At 70.9% G+C, this 15,304-nt stretch carries 12 protein-coding genes, 1 tRNA gene and 1 pseudogene; 4 read left to right on the top strand and 10 right to left on the bottom strand.

What is annotated here, in order from left to right:
- Position 1: 1 nt before the first annotated feature.
- Positions 2 to 217: a hypothetical protein gene (locus OG956_RS21100; RefSeq protein WP_330339548.1), complete on the bottom strand. Its 216-nt coding sequence runs from the start codon at positions 215 to 217 to the stop codon at positions 2 to 4.
- Positions 218 to 449: 232 nt separating this feature from the next.
- Between OG956_RS21100 and OG956_RS21095 the strand changes: the two genes are divergently transcribed.
- Positions 450 to 857: a helix-turn-helix transcriptional regulator gene (locus tag OG956_RS21095; RefSeq protein WP_330339547.1), complete on the top strand. Its 408-nt coding sequence runs from the start codon at positions 450 to 452 to the stop codon at positions 855 to 857.
- A gap of 142 nt (positions 858 to 999) precedes the next feature.
- On the top strand, positions 1,000 to 1,251 hold the full coding sequence (locus OG956_RS21090; RefSeq protein WP_330339546.1) for a hypothetical protein: 252 nt from the start codon (positions 1,000 to 1,002) through the stop codon (positions 1,249 to 1,251).
- 1,356 nt (positions 1,252 to 2,607) lie between these two features.
- Here the strand turns inward: OG956_RS21090 and OG956_RS21085 are convergent.
- Entirely contained in the window at positions 2,608 to 3,288 is a 681-nt protein-coding gene (locus OG956_RS21085; RefSeq protein ID WP_330339545.1) for a hypothetical protein, read from the bottom strand.
- A 199-nt stretch (positions 3,289 to 3,487) separates the two neighbouring features.
- Positions 3,488 to 3,571 (bottom strand) — tRNA-Leu (locus OG956_RS21080).
- Positions 3,572 to 4,042: 471 nt separating this feature from the next.
- Here OG956_RS21080 and OG956_RS21075 point away from each other — a divergent pair.
- Both OG956_RS21075 and OG956_RS21070 read left to right on the top strand, forming a co-directional pair.
- A complete protein-coding gene (locus OG956_RS21075; protein WP_330339544.1) occupies positions 4,043 to 4,843 on the top strand; it encodes an ABC transporter ATP-binding protein in 801 nt (266 codons plus the stop codon).
- Entirely contained in the window at positions 4,843 to 7,371 is a 2,529-nt protein-coding gene (locus tag OG956_RS21070; protein ID WP_330339543.1) for an ABC transporter permease, read from the top strand. Before OG956_RS21075 ends, OG956_RS21070 begins: the two co-directional genes overlap by 1 nt.
- A gap of 64 nt (positions 7,372 to 7,435) precedes the next feature.
- Here OG956_RS21070 and OG956_RS21065 read toward each other — a convergent pair whose 3' ends face one another.
- The 7 genes and pseudogenes from OG956_RS21065 to OG956_RS21035 all read right to left on the bottom strand — a co-directional run bounded on the left by OG956_RS21065 (position 7,436) and on the right by OG956_RS21035 (position 15,303).
- Positions 7,436 to 8,728 (bottom strand): cyclopropane-fatty-acyl-phospholipid synthase family protein, encoded by a 1,293-nt coding sequence (locus tag OG956_RS21065; RefSeq protein ID WP_330339542.1) that lies wholly within the window; start codon positions 8,726 to 8,728, stop codon positions 7,436 to 7,438.
- Positions 8,729 to 8,928: 200 nt separating this feature from the next.
- Complete coding sequence (locus OG956_RS21060) at positions 8,929 to 10,308, bottom strand: NAD(P)/FAD-dependent oxidoreductase (RefSeq protein ID WP_330339541.1); 1,380 nt, start codon at positions 10,306 to 10,308, stop codon at positions 8,929 to 8,931.
- 444 nt (positions 10,309 to 10,752) lie between these two features.
- A complete protein-coding gene (locus OG956_RS21055; RefSeq protein ID WP_330342901.1) occupies positions 10,753 to 11,709 on the bottom strand; it encodes a Ppx/GppA phosphatase family protein in 957 nt (318 codons plus the stop codon).
- 201 nt (positions 11,710 to 11,910) lie between these two features.
- Positions 11,911 to 12,315 (bottom strand): annotated as a pseudogene (locus tag OG956_RS21050) (DUF501 domain-containing protein); the annotation flags it as partial.
- A gap of 29 nt (positions 12,316 to 12,344) precedes the next feature.
- Complete coding sequence (locus OG956_RS21045) at positions 12,345 to 12,821, bottom strand: FtsB family cell division protein (protein ID WP_330339540.1); 477 nt, start codon at positions 12,819 to 12,821, stop codon at positions 12,345 to 12,347.
- Positions 12,822 to 12,968: 147 nt separating this feature from the next.
- Positions 12,969 to 14,258 carry a phosphopyruvate hydratase gene (gene eno, locus OG956_RS21040; RefSeq protein ID WP_330339539.1) on the bottom strand — a complete coding sequence of 430 codons (1,290 nt, stop codon included), beginning with the start codon at positions 14,256 to 14,258 and terminating at the stop codon, positions 12,969 to 12,971.
- Positions 14,259 to 14,613: 355 nt separating this feature from the next.
- Positions 14,614 to 15,303, bottom strand: coding sequence for a transglycosylase family protein (locus OG956_RS21035; RefSeq protein ID WP_330339538.1), 690 nt, complete (start codon positions 15,301 to 15,303; stop codon positions 14,614 to 14,616).
- Position 15,304: the final 1 nt, after the last annotated feature.

Raw genomic sequence — 15,304 nt, 5'->3', positions numbered from 1 at the left:
GCTACTGGCTGACGCTGATGGTCTGGGAGGCGCCGGATTCGGCCACCGAGCACGAGGAGTGGTCGTTCAGGGCGGCGGACTCGTTGTGGGCGTTGATGTTCGCGACGTGCTTGGTGACGGTGACCGTCTTGCCGAAGCTGAACTTCAGCCGGCCCAGGGCCTCACGGCCCGGCAGCAGCTCCGCGGACTCGGCGTCGAGCTCATGGGCGTTCAACATGGTCGATTCCCCCTCGGGAAACAGGCGGTTCCGGTCGGAGAGAGTCAGGTTCCCCCCGGACTCTGTCCAACTTGGTCGGACGGGCTGTCCAACGAGATTGGACACTAGGGCCTCGCGGCACCGTCGCGCAACCCGTTCGGTGAATCACCCTTTCGGCGGCACCGCTACCCGACCGTAGAATCGGCGCGGACAGGGACGGTCAGGTCGAGCGGCGAGCAGGAAGTGGACTTCGGTGGCCAACGCACTGCAGCAGTTGATCCGTGAGCGTCTCGACCGCCAGGGCTGGTCCTACGGCGACGTGGCACGGCGCGGCGGCGTGCCCCGCTCCACCGTCCACCACCTGGCCACCGCCGACCGGGTCGTCCGCATGCCGCAGGCCACCACCCTGGAAGGCCTGGCCAGGGGCCTCGAGCTGCCGCTGGACACCGTGCGCCGGGCCGCGGCCGAGGCCTGCGGCATCCACGTCTACGGCGGACCGTCCGACGAGGACCAAGCCGCCGCGGCCGCCCGCAGCAACGACCCCGAGGTCGAGCTGCTCATCGCCAGCGTGCAGCAGCTGTCGGCCGAGGACCGCCGGCATGTCGCCGCCCTGGTCGAGTCCCTGCTCGGCCGCTCGGCGCGGCCCGCACCGGAGAAGTGACCGGAAGGTCCGCTTCTCGGTCGTGCCCGGAAAAATCATGCAACTACGCCCGAAGGGTGCCACATCCCCCGCTAGTCTCTCGTCTGCCCGAGGAGCGAGAGCCGTACGACCACCCGGGCTCTTTGGGGGGAACGTGTTGTTCGTGCATGGCGGGCCGGCCACCGCGGTGGTCCGGGGCCCCGCCGGTGAATCGGTCGTCCTGCTCTCCGGTGAGCTGCCCCAGGTGCTCACCGAGGACGCGGTGACCGAACTGCTGGATCTGGCCGCCGCGATCCTGGACGCGGACGAGCTGGCGCTGTTCCACGCCTGCCTGCGCACCCTGCGCACGGACGGGCTGCGGGCGGGCCGGCGCATCGAGGTGGACGGCGCGGTGCTGACGGTCTACGAGGGGTGAGGCGCCGCACGATCGAGGCGAGACTCTTCGGGTGAAAAAACCGGCGCAAGGCCGCCTGACTGGCGGTTCGCTGGCGGTCGGGGGTGTCTGCAAACCATACGTTCAGCTGCAGCGCTCACAGCGGCGGCGCTCTCGTGCACAGAGTTCGTTCGCACCTTCCGACAGACCGCAAAGCCGAGAGGAACAGTTATGCGTCTGACCCGCTGCGCCCTCGCTGCTGCAACGGTGGCGGCCTCCGCCTCAGCCGTCGCCCTGCCCTTCTTCTACCCGCACTTCACCTCCCGGAGCTCCGACGTCGCGCAGGTCCGCATGGTCAGCGCCCTGGGCGCCGAGCGCAGCAGAGCCGAGCCGCCCGCCGCAGATCCGTCCCCGCAGACGCCGCCGCCGCCTCCCTGCCGCAGTTACGGCGGCCCCTACTGCGGCTGGGTCCGGGCGTACCGGGGCGGCTGCGACTGGGTGTGGGGTCTGAGCTACGGGATCAAGAACCCCGACTTCCTCTGCCCCCACGACCCCCGCCCGACCCCCTCGGCGGCAGCCAGCTCGTCGGCCGCACCCAGCCCCTCGGGGTCGGCCACCCCCGGAGGCGGGGGTTCCGTCACCGGCGGTACCACCTCGGGCTCGACCGGCACCGGCGGGACCACGAGCGGCGGGACCACGAGCGGCGGGACTACGAGCGGCGGTGGGACCACCAGTGGCGGGACCACAGGCGGCGGCGGTACGTCGGCCGGGATCGGCGGCTTAGCCGGCCCGAAGCACAAGAGCCCGGCCGAGCCCCACCACTCGGTCACCCCCCGCCCCACAGCCACTCCCAGCCCGACAGCCAGTCTCGGCCCCACAGGCACTCCCAGCCCGACAGCCAGTCTCGGCCCCACAGGCACTCCCAGCCCGACGGCCAGTCTTGGCCCGACGGCCAGTCTTGGCCCGACGGCCACTCCCAGCCCCACAGCCAGTCTCGGCCCCACAGCCGGTCTGGGCGCCACAGCCAGCCTCGGCCCGACGGCCACTCCCAGCCCCACAGCCAGTCTTGGCCCGACGGCCAGTCTCGGCCCCACGGTTACCCCCGCCGCCACCGCGGCCCCCGACGCAACGGCCGCACCCACGCCCTCGGCGACCGGCGGCACCGGCAGCAGCGGCAGCAGCGGCAGTGCGTACGCGCCGGCCTCGGCCGAAGCGCAACCGCGGCCGGAAGAAGTCCCCTTCACGGCGCGCCTTCTGCAGGCCGTGCACACCGTTCTGCACGGCTACCTCTTCCCGTTCGCGCAGTGATTCCCCCCGGTGAAAGCCTCTGGCCCCCTGACGCGACCGACGTCAGGGGGCCAGAGGCCTTGAAGGGCTGGTTCCTCGTCCGGCCGGCCGCTACTCCGCGGAACGGCGCCGACGAAGCCAGGCCGCGGCGAGCAGTCCCAGAACCACCAGCAGACCGCCGGCCGCGATCGCGATGTTCCTCACGCTCAGCAGGCTGCCGCTCCAGCCGGCGGCCTCGCTGCCGGGCGCGGAGCTCTTCTCGGGGCCCTTCTGGGGCGCCGTGCCGTTGCCGTCGACGACCGCGCCGTCCTTCGGGAACCCGTCACCCCCGCGGTCGCCGTCGTCCCGGCCGTTGCGGCAGTGGGTGGCCGGGAAGGGGAAGAACCGCTTGTGGACGCCGAAAGCCCGCACCTCCAGGAGCGGATGCAGCCGGAAGAACTCACGGATTGCGAACTGGTACTGGCCGGAGGTCTGGGTGGGATATTCCGCGTTCATGTAGGTCGAGACGGTGAAGGTGTCCCACGGTGCCGCCGGCGACGAGGACGTTGTCGAGCTGCCCTCGATGACGAGAGCCTCCGGCCCACGCGGGCCATTGGTCAGAATCGCCCTCAGGCCCTGGTCGATGAGCACGACGCCGCGGCGGCTGCGGCAGTCGCGGTAGGGATTGTGGTGACGATGGGGCCCGTCCCCTTCGTACGGTACGGCCGCCTGCGCGGTGACGCCGGCCGCCGGAGACACGAGGGCGAGGGCCACACCCGCCAGCGGCGCTGCAACCCAGGGGCGAAAATTCATCGAGGACCTCCATGGGTGGAGGACGCAGGCGGCCACCTGCCGCCGACACATCCGAATCTGTGACGAAACTAAGAGAAATCGGCTCGTCACAGCGTGAACGTCCACGGGGAGCCGTACTACTTGTCACCACTTGTCACTCAACCGCAGCAGCCGCGTGCGGGAGGAGCAGGTCGTGGGCCACGCACGATGCAGGAGCGAGTGCCCGGAGCCGGACTTGAACCGGCACGCCCGCGAAGGGGCAGCGAGGTTTAAGCTCGCCGTGTCTGCATTCCACCATCCGGGCAGGGCATGGGCTCCGCTTCGAGGTCCGAGCCTATCGGGACGCATCCCCCGAACAGCGGAAGGGCGGACCGATGTTGTCTTATTTTATTGACGTCTGAGGGTGCATCAGCCCGCGGAACGGGCCATCCGCACTTGCCAACAGCGTGCCGTGACGGGCGTTCGCGCGTACGTGGAATGACGGAATTTCACCGTCCGAACGAGGGTGTTCCACCCGTTCTCGACGCCGTTCGACCACGGTTCGACGGCGGTCCCTCAGGCCGCTCCCGGGCTGGCCGGGAGGCCGTTCCCGGGCGGTCCCGGTGATGCCGCCTCTCAGGGTCCCCCGTCCTCCCCAGGTATGACACGGCGCCCTCCCGTCCGACCCGAGTCGCCCTCCGGAACCGGAACAGCGACTGACTCCACGCGCCCCTGGCGCCGGGACGATGGAGCGGTCCCCATGGAACACACGTCGTCCCGACAGGAGCACCGTCCCGTGACCACCACACCCACCGCAGGCCGGACCACCGCAGTGGCCGCGCGCGCCACGGAGCTGTCGAAGATCTACGGGCAGGGTGAGACCCGGGTGGTCGCCCTGGACCGGGTCTCCGTCGACTTCCGGCAGGCCGAGTTCACCGCGATCATGGGCCCGTCGGGCTCCGGCAAGTCCACGCTGATGCACTGCGTTGCGGGCCTCGACACGTTCTCCTCCGGGTCCGTGCGGATCGGCGACACCGAGCTGGGCTCGCTGAAGGACCGGCAGCTCACCAAGCTCCGCCGCGACAAGATCGGCTTCATCTTCCAGGCGTTCAACCTGCTGCCGACGCTGACCGCCCTGGAGAACATCACCCTGCCCATGGACATCGCCGGGCGGAAGCCGGACAAGGCCTGGCTCGACCAGGTGATCTCGATGGTCGGCCTGTCGGACCGGCTCGGCCACCGGCCGTCGCAGCTCTCCGGCGGCCAGCAGCAGCGCGTGGCCGTCGCCCGCGCCCTCGCCTCCCGGCCGGAGATCATCTTCGGTGACGAGCCGACCGGAAACCTCGACTCGCGCTCCGGCGCCGAGGTCCTCGGCTTCCTGCGCAACTCCGTGCGCGAACTGGGCCAGACCGTCGTCATGGTGACCCACGACCCGGTGGCCGCCGCCTACGCGGACCGCGTGATCTTCCTCGCCGACGGCCGGATCGTCGACGAGATGTACGGCCCCACCGCCGAGTCCGTTCTCGACACCATGCGCCGATTTCCTGGGGGAAACCCCCAGACCCCCGAGTTCGATGCGAAGGGCCGTACCTCCTGATGTTCCGCACCGCCCTGCGCAACGTCCTCGCGCACAAGGCCCGGCTGCTGATGACCGTCCTCGCCGTGATGCTCGGCGTGGCCTTCGTCTCCGGGACGCTCGTCTTCACCAACACCATCTCCGACGCCTACCAGAAGAGTTCGGCCAAGGGCTTCGACCAGGTCGACGTCGCCGTACAGCCCGAGTACCAGGACTCCAAGGGCAACAGCGTCGGCAGGCTGCCCGACCTGACGCAGGCCACGCTGGACAAGGCCGCCAAGGTCCCCGGCGCCGCCTCCGCGACCGGTGTCGTCAGCGGCTTCACCGCCGTCGCCGACCGGCACGGCAAGCTCGTCGGCGGCGACTGGCAGTCCAACGGCGGCAATTACTGGGGTGCCAGGGACGCCCGCTACCCGCTGGTCGGCGGCCACGCCCCGCACGGCCGCGGCGAGGTGCTGCTCGACTCCAAGACCGCGAAGCGGGCCGGTTACCGGGTCGGCGACACCGTGCGCCTGTCCGTGAACGGCCCGGTCCTCACCCCGAGGCTCGCCGGCGTCTTCACCACCGACGACGGCAACGTCTCCGCCGGCGGCAGCCTCGCCCTGTTCGACACGCCCACCGCGCAGGCGCTGTTCGGCAAGAAGGGCGGCTACGACGAGATCGACGTCAAGGCCGCGCCCGGCACCAGCCAGACCGCGCTGAAGGCCGCGCTCGACAAGGCGCTGCCCGCGCATCTGGTGAAGACCACCACCGGCAAGCAGCTCGCCGACGACCAGGCGAAGCAGATCGCCGACTCGATGAGCAGCCTGAGGCAGGCGCTGCTGGTGTTCGCGGGCATCGCGCTGTTCGTCGGCACGTTCATCATCGCCAACACCTTCACCATGCTGGTGGCCCAGCGCACCCGGGAACTGGCCCTGCTGCGCGCGGTCGGCGCCTCCCGCCGCCAGGTCACCCGCTCGGTGCTCGTCGAGGCGTTCGCGGTCGGCACGGTCGCCGGTGCGGCCGGACTCGCCGCCGGCATCGGCATCGGCGCGGGGCTGCGCTCGCTGCTGGGCTCCTTCGGCGCGAGCGTGCCCGACGGACCGCTGGTGATCACCCCGGGCACGGTGGCGGCCGCGCTCGCGGTCGGCATCCTCGTCACCATGCTGGCCGCCTGGCTGCCCGGCCGGCGCGCCGCGAAGATCCCGCCGGTGGCGGCGATGAGCAGCGTCCACGCCAAGGCCACCACCAAGTCGCTGGTGCTGCGCAACACGCTCGGCGCGCTGTTCGCGGGGGCCGGTGTCGCGGTGGTCCTCGCGGCCACGACGATGGACGCCGACTCCGCCCAGGCCCCGATGGGTCTCGGCGCGGTCCTGCTGATCATCGGCGTGTTCGTCCTGACCCCGCTGCTGTCCCGCCCGCTGATCGCGGCCGCCGCCCCGGTGCTGCGCACCTTCGGGGTGTCGGGCAAGCTGGCCCGGCAGAACTCGGTGCGCAACCCGCGCCATACGGCGGCCACCGCCTCCGCGCTGATGATCGGCCTGACCCTGATCACCGGCATGACGGTGATGGCGGGCAGCCTGCAGACCGCGATCGACAAGATGGCGTCCTCGGCGATCCGCGCGGACTACGTGGTCTCGATGGCCAACCGCTCCCCGCTCTCCCCGGACGTGGCGCAGAAGCTCGCCACCGCCAAGGGCGTCACCGCCAGCAGCCCGCTGCGCAACGCCGAGTCCCGCATCGACGGCAAGACCGAGTTCCTGACCGGGGTCGACGGCTCGTCCATCGGGAAGCTGACGGACCTGAAGGTGGACCAGGGCGCGTTCACGGTGCGCGGCACGCAGGTCGTCGTGGACAAGGACCGGGCGAAGGAGTACGGCTGGACGCCCGGCTCGCGCTTCACCGCGCACTTCGAGGACGGCAGGGCGCGCACCCTGACCGTCGCCGGTGTCTACGAGGGCAACGACCTGATCAACGGCATCATGCTCGACGACGCGGTCCTCACCCCGCACCTGAAGGACCCGGCCGACATGCAGGTCATGGTCAGGACGGCGGGCGGCGCCTCCGGCGCGGCCAAGGACCGGCTGGCCGAGGTCCTCGGCAGGAACCCGGCGATCAAGATCCAGGACAAGCAGGACATCTCCAACAGCATCGCGCAGATGTTCACGACGATGCTGAACATGCTCTACGGCCTGCTCGGCATGGCGGTGATCGTCGCGATCCTCGGTGTCGTCAACACCCTGGCCATGTCGGTGTTCGAACGCGCCCAGGAGATCGGCATGCTCCGCGCGATCGGCCTGGACCGCAAGGCGGTCAAGCGGATGGTGCGCCTGGAGTCCCTGGTGATCTCCCTGTTCGGCGGGGTGCTCGGCATCGGGCTCGGCGTGTTCTTCGGCTGGGCGGCCGGTCAGCTGCTGGGCACGAAGATGCCGACGTACGAACTGGTGCTGCCCTGGGGCCGGATGGCGGTCTTCCTGCTGCTGGCGGGCACGGTCGGCGTCCTGGCCGCCCTGTGGCCGGCCCGGCGCGCGGCCCGGCTGAACATGCTGACGGCGATCAAGGCCGAGTAGCGGTCGGTACGGAGGGGTAAGGGGGGCCCGTGGAGAACGGGCCCCCCTTCTGCCGTGTCCGGGTTCAGGTGTTCCAGGTCCGGGTGCGCAGCGGCAGCCCTGAGGCGCCGGACTCCGGGGTGCGGACGGCAAGGACCTGGTTGACGCCGATCCGGTTGTGCTCGAAGGCGAGCGCGGAGGCGGCCATGTACAGCCGCCACACCCGGGCCCGGCCGGGGCCGGTGAGGCGGACCGCGCGGTCCCAGTCCCCCTCGAGGTTGGTCACCCAGCGGCGCAGGGTGCGGACGTAGTGCTCGCGCAGGGCCTCCACGTCCCGCACCTCGAACCCGGCGCGCTCCAGCAGGGTCACGGTGGTGCCGATGGGGGCGAGTTCACCGTCGGGGAAGACGTAGGCGTCGATGAACCGGTCGACCTCGTACGCCGATTCGTCGCGCTGCGGGCGGCGGCCGATCTGGTGGTTGAGCAGCCGTCCGCCGGGCTTGAGCAGGCCGTACAGCCGCGTGGCGTACTCCAGATAGCGTTCGGCGCCGACGTGTTCGGCCATGCCGATGGAGGAGATGGCGTCGAACGGCCCGTCGGTGACGTCCCGGTAGTCCTGGACGCGGATCTCCACCCGGTCGGTCAGCCCCTCGTCGGCGACGCGCTTGCGGGCGTACGCCGCCTGCTCCTGCGACAGCGTGACCCCGACGACGCTCGCGCCGTGCTCACGGGCGGCGTGGATCGCCATCGAGCCCCAGCCGCAGCCGACGTCCAGCAGCCGCTGCCCCTCCCTCAGGCCCAGCTTGGCGCAGACGAGTTCGAGCTTGTCCCGCTGGGCGGTCTCCAGGGTGCCGCCGTCCTCCCAGTACGCGCAGGAGTACACCATGGACGGCCCGAGGACGATCTCGTAGAAGTCGTTGCCGACGTCGTAGTGGTGGCTGATGGCCCGCCGGTCGGTGCGCCGCGTGTGCAGACGCCGGCGCGGTCTGCGGACCTCCTCGCGCGGCGGCGCGGGCGGGATCGGCGGCCCGGCCAGCTTCAGCAGGTCCCGTACGGCGGCCCGTACGGCGGGGTCGCGCAGGGACTCCACGAGGCCGCGGGCGTCCTCGCCGCGCTCCCAGACCAGCCCTGCCAGGGCGTCCAGCGTGGCGTACAGGTCGCCCTCGATGTCCAGGTCCCCGGAGACCCAGGCGCGGACGAGGCCCAGCTCGCCCGGTTTGAACAGGATGCGGCGCAGGGCCCGGCGGTTGCGCACGACCAGCGCGGGCGCGTCCGGCGGCCCGGCCTGCGAGCCGTCCCAGGCCCGGATCCGCACCGGGAGCGGGGCTCCCAGCACCTGCTCGGCAAGACTCCTGAGCCGCGACGCGGCGTCGGCCATGGCGCACACCTCCAAGACGACGATCCCGGATGCCGGTAACCACGTAAACACCGTCCGCTGTTCCGCGCAGTCCCGCAAAGGAGTTACAACTGAGCAAAACAGTTGCAGTGGCCATGCAGTTGCGGCCGGAACACGCCGAAGGGGCCGCCCGCACCACGGATGGCAGGCGGCCCCTTCGGGGGTGTTTCAGGTGACCGGGGTCAGGAGGCCTTGGCCTTCTCCTCGGTCTTCGCGGCGGCGACCGGGGCCGGCTTGGCGGCCTCGTAGAACTCCTCGCGCGGGTTCTCCATGGCGCCCAGGGAGACGACCTCGCGCTTGAGGAACATGCCGAGCGTCCAGTCGGCGAAGACGCGGATCTTGCGGTTCCAGGTCGGCATCGCCAGACCGTGGTAGCCACGGTGCATGTACCAGGCGAGACGGCCCTTGAGCTTGATCTTCATCTTGCCCATGACGATCATCGCCACGCCCTTGTGCAGGCCGAGACCGGCGACCGCACCCTTGTTGGCGTGCTCGTACTCCTTCTGCGGGAAGCCCCGCATGCCGGAGACCACGTTGTCGCCGAGCACCTTGGCCTGGCGCAGCGCGTGCTGGGCGTTCGGCGGGCACCAGGCGTTCTCGTTGCCCGCCTTGCGGCCGACGAGGTCCGGGACCTGGGCGTTGTCGCCGGCGGCCCAGATGTAGTCCGTGCCCTTGACCTGGAGCGTGGGCTCGCAGTCGACGTGGCCGCGCGGGCCGAGCGGCAGACCGAAGCGGGCGAGGGCCGGGTTCGGCTTGACGCCGGCGGTCCACACGATCGTGTCGGCGTCGACCTCGAGGCCGTTCTTCAGCACCACATGGCCGTCGACGCAGGACTCCATGGAGGTGGAGAGGTAGATCTCCACGCCCCGGCTCTCCAGGTGCTCCTTGCCGTACTGGCCGAGCTTGGGGCCCACCTCGGGGAGGATCTTGTCGGCCGCGTCGACGAGGATGAAGCGCATGTCCTCGCGGGACACGTTCTTGTAGTACTTGGCCGCGTCCCGGGCCATGTCCTCGACCTCGCCGATGGTCTCCGCACCCGCGAAGCCGCCGCCGATGAAGACGAAGGTGAGCGCCTTGCGGCGGATCTCCTCGTCGTTCGTGGAGTCGGCCTTGTCCAGCTGCTCCAGCACGTGGTTGCGCAGGCCGATGGACTCCTCGATGCCCTTCATGCCGATGCCCTGCTCGGCGAGGCCGGGGATCGGGAAGGTGCGGGAGACGGCGCCGAGCGCGATGACGAGGTAGTCGAAGGGCAGCTCGTACGCCTCGCCCACCAGCGGGGCGATCGTGGCGACCTTGCGGTCCTGGTCGATGGTGGTGACCCGGCCGGTGAGGACCTCCGCCTTCGGCAGCACGCGCCGCAGCGGGACGACGACGTGGCGAGGGGAGATGTTGCCGGCGGCGGCTTCGGGGAGGAAGGGCTGGTAGGTCATGTACGACCGGGGGTCGACGACCGTGACGGTCGCCTCGCCGTAGCGCATCTTCTTGAGAATGCGCCGAGCTGCGTACAGGCCTACGTACCCACCGCCTACTACGAGGATCCTGGGACGCTCCGTGGTGCTCATGGCATCGAGTATCCACCCGCTCCGAGGGGGGTGCTCGTGCGCCCCTACACAAGGTATGACAGGCCCTGTGCTACACTCCGCGGCCCGCGTGACGCGGATCATGGCCGGCCAACGGAACCGCAGCCCCCTTTGCACCGTTGTCAATGCCGCGTGAGCTGCCTCTCCGGGCCGGTGGGCCGGCGGTGAGGGTCCCGAGACACGCCCGGAACAACCCCTTCCGCAGTACTCCTGCGCCCTTCATCTGAACATGTTCAAACGGCCTTTGACCCCCCGGAAGGGCCAATCGGCCCCCGTTGGCGGCGCGACCGGGCCGAATTCCTTGTGAAGAACTTCACGAACTTTCCCGGGTGATCGCACCGGAGGGGCCCCGCAGGACCCCCCCATGCCGCTCAAACGTTATCCGGCCTGCTCAGCAGACCGCTACCACTCAGTAACAAAAGAGAGCTACGCCACCGACCACGCGATGCCGTCGAGGATGTCGTGCTCGCTCACCACGACCTCCTCGGCACCGGTCCGCTCCATGATCGCGAGCAGCACCAGGGCGCCCGCGCCGATGACGTCGACCCGGCCCGGGTGCATGGACGGGACCGCCGCGCGCTCGGCGTGGGTGGAGCGCAGCAGCCACTCGGTGATCTCGCGGACGCGGTCGCGGGAGATCCGGGAGTGGTGGATGCGCGCGGAGTCGTACTCGGGCAGGTCCTGGGCGATGGCGGAGACGGTGGTGACGGACCCGGCGAGCCCCACCAGGGTGCGCGCCTCGCGCAGCGGGACCGTCTCCTCGGCGAGGTCCAGGGCGGCCTCGATGTCGGCCCGCATCGCGGCGATCCGCTCCGCGGTCGGCGGGTCGCAGACCGTGCCGTCCTGCACCAGGTGGCGTTCCGTCATCCGCACGCAGCCGACGTCCACCGAGCGCGCGGCGCGCACCCGGTCGTCGCCGACGACGAACTCGGTGGAGCCGCCGCCGATGTCCACCACCAGGTACGGCCTGGCCAGGTCGTCCCGCCCGGTCAGCTCCTTGGTCGCGCCGGTGAAGGAGAACTCGGCCTCCTGGTCGCCGCTGATCACCTCCGGCTCGACCCCGAGAATGTCCAGCACCCCGCGCACGAAGTCGTCCCGGTTCTCGGCGTCGCGGGAGGCGGAGGTGGCGACGAACCGCACCTTGGCGGCGCCGAGTTCGCGGATCACCCCGGCGTACTCCCGGCACGCGGCGAAGGTCCGCTGAAGCGCCTCGGGCGCCAGCCGGCCGGTGCGGTCCACGTCCTGGCCGAGCCGCACGATCGTCATGCGCCGGTCCAGCTCCAGCAGCTCGCCGGTGGCCGGGTTGACGTCGGCGACCAGCAGCCGGATGGAGTTCGTGCCGCAGTCGACGGCGGCGACCCGGGAGAAGCCCTCCGGTACCAGGGGCTTCTCGGCGAAGAAGCCGCTGCGGACCTCGGCGGGGTCGAAGACCGCCCCCTCCTCGCCGGGGTGCTCGTCCGCGGGGTCGGGCGCTTCCAGCGGCTGCACGCACGGCCCCTTGCGCCACCACTCCGGCAGCATCGCGAGCGCCTCGTCGCCGAGCGGGTTCACCCCCGGTCCCGCGGCCAGCGAGTGGGCGACCAGGACGTGCAGGCACTTCACGCGGTCGGGCATACCGCCGGCGCTGGGGAAGCCCTCCAGGACCTCGATGGCGTCCCGGCGCGCGATGTAGTCCTCGTGCGCGGCCCGGTAGGCCGCGGCCAGCTCGGGGTCGCGCTGCAGGCGCTGCGTCATCTCCTTCATGACGCCGTTCGCCTCCAGCGTCCCGATCGCCGAGGCGGCGCGCGGGCACGTCAGGTAGTACGTCGTCGGGAAGGGCGTGCCGTCGGGCAGCCGCGGCGCGGTCTCCACGACGTCCGGCCGGCCGCACGGGCAGCGGTGCGCGATGGCCCGCAGGCCCCGCGGCGGGCGGCCGAGCTGCTGCTTGAAGGCCTCGACGTCCGCGTCGGTGGGCTCGGTGCGCGGGGTGGGCGGCGGGGGCTGTTCCATGACTGGTCTTCGAAAGGCTTTCTGTGGGTTCACTGGTCGGAGGCGTCGGACTTGTCGACTCCGTCCCAGACGTTCGCATACCAGGGGCGCCGGGCTCCCCTGAGGTCGGCGCGGGACTGCTTGGCCAGGCCCGGGTCGATCACCGTGTACCCGGTCTCGCCGGGCATCACATAGTGCAGCCGGAGCCGGATCTGCTGCTCGGCGTAGGAGTCGTCCTGCCAGCGCGCCTTGAGGTCGCGCAGCTGCTCCACCCGCTTGCGGGCCTGCTGCTGCTGGCGCTGGAGGTCGGAGATCTGCGCGCGCTGGGAGACGTACTGCCGCATCGGGTAGGCGAGCGCGACGACCAGCGAGCACAGCACCAGAGCGAGCAGCGCGGCGCGGCCGGTGAGCCGGGAACGGCGGGCCTGCCGCCTGCTCTGCGAGCGGTAGACCCGGGCCGCCGTCTGCTCGCCGAGCAGCCGCAGCCTGGTCGCGGTGGAGAAACGGTCCCGGTCCTTCACGGCCATCTGGCTCCTCCGCTCCCCTTCGCCGGTGTGGCCTCACACGTGCGTACGTCCCCGGACACGGTACGGGACCGGGTCCGGGGACGTACGGACGACTGGCTAAGCCTTACTCCGCGTTGGCTCAGCTCTGGGGCTCAGCCCTTGCTGTGCTTACTGGTTCGCAGAGCGAAACCGCGGGAACGCGCTGCGGCCGGCGTACACCGCGGCGTCGTCGAGGATCTCCTCGATGCGCAGCAGCTGGTTGTACTTGGCGACGCGCTCGGAGCGGGCCGGGGCGCCGGTCTTGATCTGGCCGCAGTTGGTGGCGACGGCGAGGTCGGCGATGGTGACGTCCTCGGTCTCGCCGGAGCGGTGGGACATCATGCACTTGTAGCCGTTGCGCTGGGCCAGCTCGACTGCGTCCAGGGTCTCGGTCAGCGAGCCGATCTGGTTGACCTTGACGAGCAGGGCGTTGGCGGCGCCCTCCTCGATGCCGCGGGCGAGGCGCTCGGGGTTGGTGACGAACAGGTCGTCGCCGACGAGCTGGACCTTGTCGCCGAGCTGGGCGGTGATGGTCTTCCAGCCCTCCCAGTCGTCCTCGAACAGCGGATCCTCGATGGAGACCAGCGGGTAGGCCTCGACCAGCTCGGCGTAGTACTCGGTCATCTCGGCGGCCGAGCGGTTCTTGCCCTCGAAGACGTAGGAGCCGTCCTTGTAGAACTCGGACGCGGCCACGTCCAGGGCGAGGGCGATCTGCTCGCCGGGGGTGTAGCCGGCCTCCTTGATGGCCTCCAGGATGAGGTCCAGGGCCTCGCGGTTGGAGCCGAGGTTCGGGGCGAAGCCGCCCTCGTCGCCGAGGCCGGTGGCCAGGCCCTTGCCCTTCAGGACCTTCTTCAGCGTGTGGTAGACCTCGGCGCCCCAGCGCAGGGCCTCGGAGAAGGACTCCGCGCCGATCGGGGCGATCATGAACTCCTGGATGTCCACGTTGGAGTCCGCGTGCGAGCCGCCGTTGAGGATGTTCATCATCGGCACCGGCAGCAGGTGCGCGTTGGGGCCGCCCAGGTAGCGGAAGAGGGGGAGGTCGGACGCCTCGGAGGCGGCGTGGGCGACGGCGAGGGAGACGCCGAGGATGGCGTTGGCGCCGAGGGAGCCCTTGTTGTCGGTGGCGTCCAGGTCGAACATGGCCTGGTCGATCAGGCGCTGCTCGGTGGCGTCGTAGCCGACCAGCTCCGGGCCGATCTGCTCGATGACGGCGAGGACGGCCTTCTCGACGCCCTTGCCCTGGTAGCGGTTGGGGTCACCGTCGCGCAGCTCGATGGCCTCGAAGGCGCCCGTCGAGGCGCCGGACGGGACGGCGGCACGACCCGTGCTGCCGTCGTCGAGGCCGACCTCGACCTCGACCGTGGGGTTGCCTCGGGAGTCCAGGATTTCCCGGGCTACGACGACGTCGATGGACGGCACGAGCATCTCCTTCTTGGGATGTGACGCTGGAAGTGCGGGGCGTGTGCCTTGCGGCCGCGCCGTGCGACTAGAGCCTAACCGTCCCCGGGGCGCCGGCCACCGACCGACCGTCCCGTGGACGGGAGGGACACGCAGACGGTACCTATTGTTCACCGCCGGAACAAAGGGGGGTGCGAGGGAACACCAGAAGACGGCCGGGCAAAGAAAAGCCCCGCCCCGGCGCGTACGGGGGAACACGCGCCGGGGCGGGGAGCCCGTGGGGACGGGGGGTGGCCCTCACGAGGCCTCCCGTTGGGGGGCGGCGGCTGTGAGGGCGCTGTGGGCCGGATCGGAGCCGGGCGTCAGGCGCCGGCCGTCACTTGAGGTGCAGCTGCTGGCCCGGGTAGATCAGGTCGGCGTTCTTGACGATGTCCTTGTTCAGCTGGAACAGCTTCTGCCAGCCGCCCTGCACGCCGTGCTTCGCGGCGATGGAGCTGAGGGTGTCGCCCTTGACCACCTTGTACTCGCCGTCACCCTTCTTGACCTTGGCGCCGGTCGGGGTGGTGACGGTCTTGCTCGCCGACGGGGCCGTGCGCGTGGTGGAGCGGGTGGCGGCCTGCTTGCCGGTGGAGCGGGTGACGGTGCCGCTCGACGACGACTTCGTGGAGGCGGCGGGGGCGGAGCCGTTGTACGGCGTGCTGCTCAGGCCGGTGCCGCAGACCGGCCAGGCGCCCTTGCCCTGGCCCGCGAGGACCTTCTCGGCGACGGCGATCTGCTGGGCCTTGGTGGCCAGGTCGGCGCGCGGGGCGTAGGCGGTGCCGCCGTAAGCGGCCCAGGTGGAGTTGGTGAACTGCAGGCCGCCGTAGAAGCCGTTGCCCGTGTTGATGGACCAGTTCCCACCGGACTCGCACTGGGCGACGGCGTCCCACTGGGAGGCGGTGGCGGCGGAGGCGTTGCCCGCGGCCATCAGCGGGGCGGCGACGGCGGCGCCGGTGACACCGGCGAGCGCGACGGCACGGACGGCCTTGGACGGGCGGCGGTGCTTGCCCTTGGCGGAAAACAGCATG

The organism is Streptomyces sp. NBC_00557 (assembly GCF_036345995.1).
In the GTDB taxonomy this organism is placed as follows: Bacteria; Actinomycetota; Actinomycetes; order Streptomycetales; family Streptomycetaceae; genus Streptomyces.
This window is presented reverse-complemented; position numbering and strand designations above follow the sequence as displayed.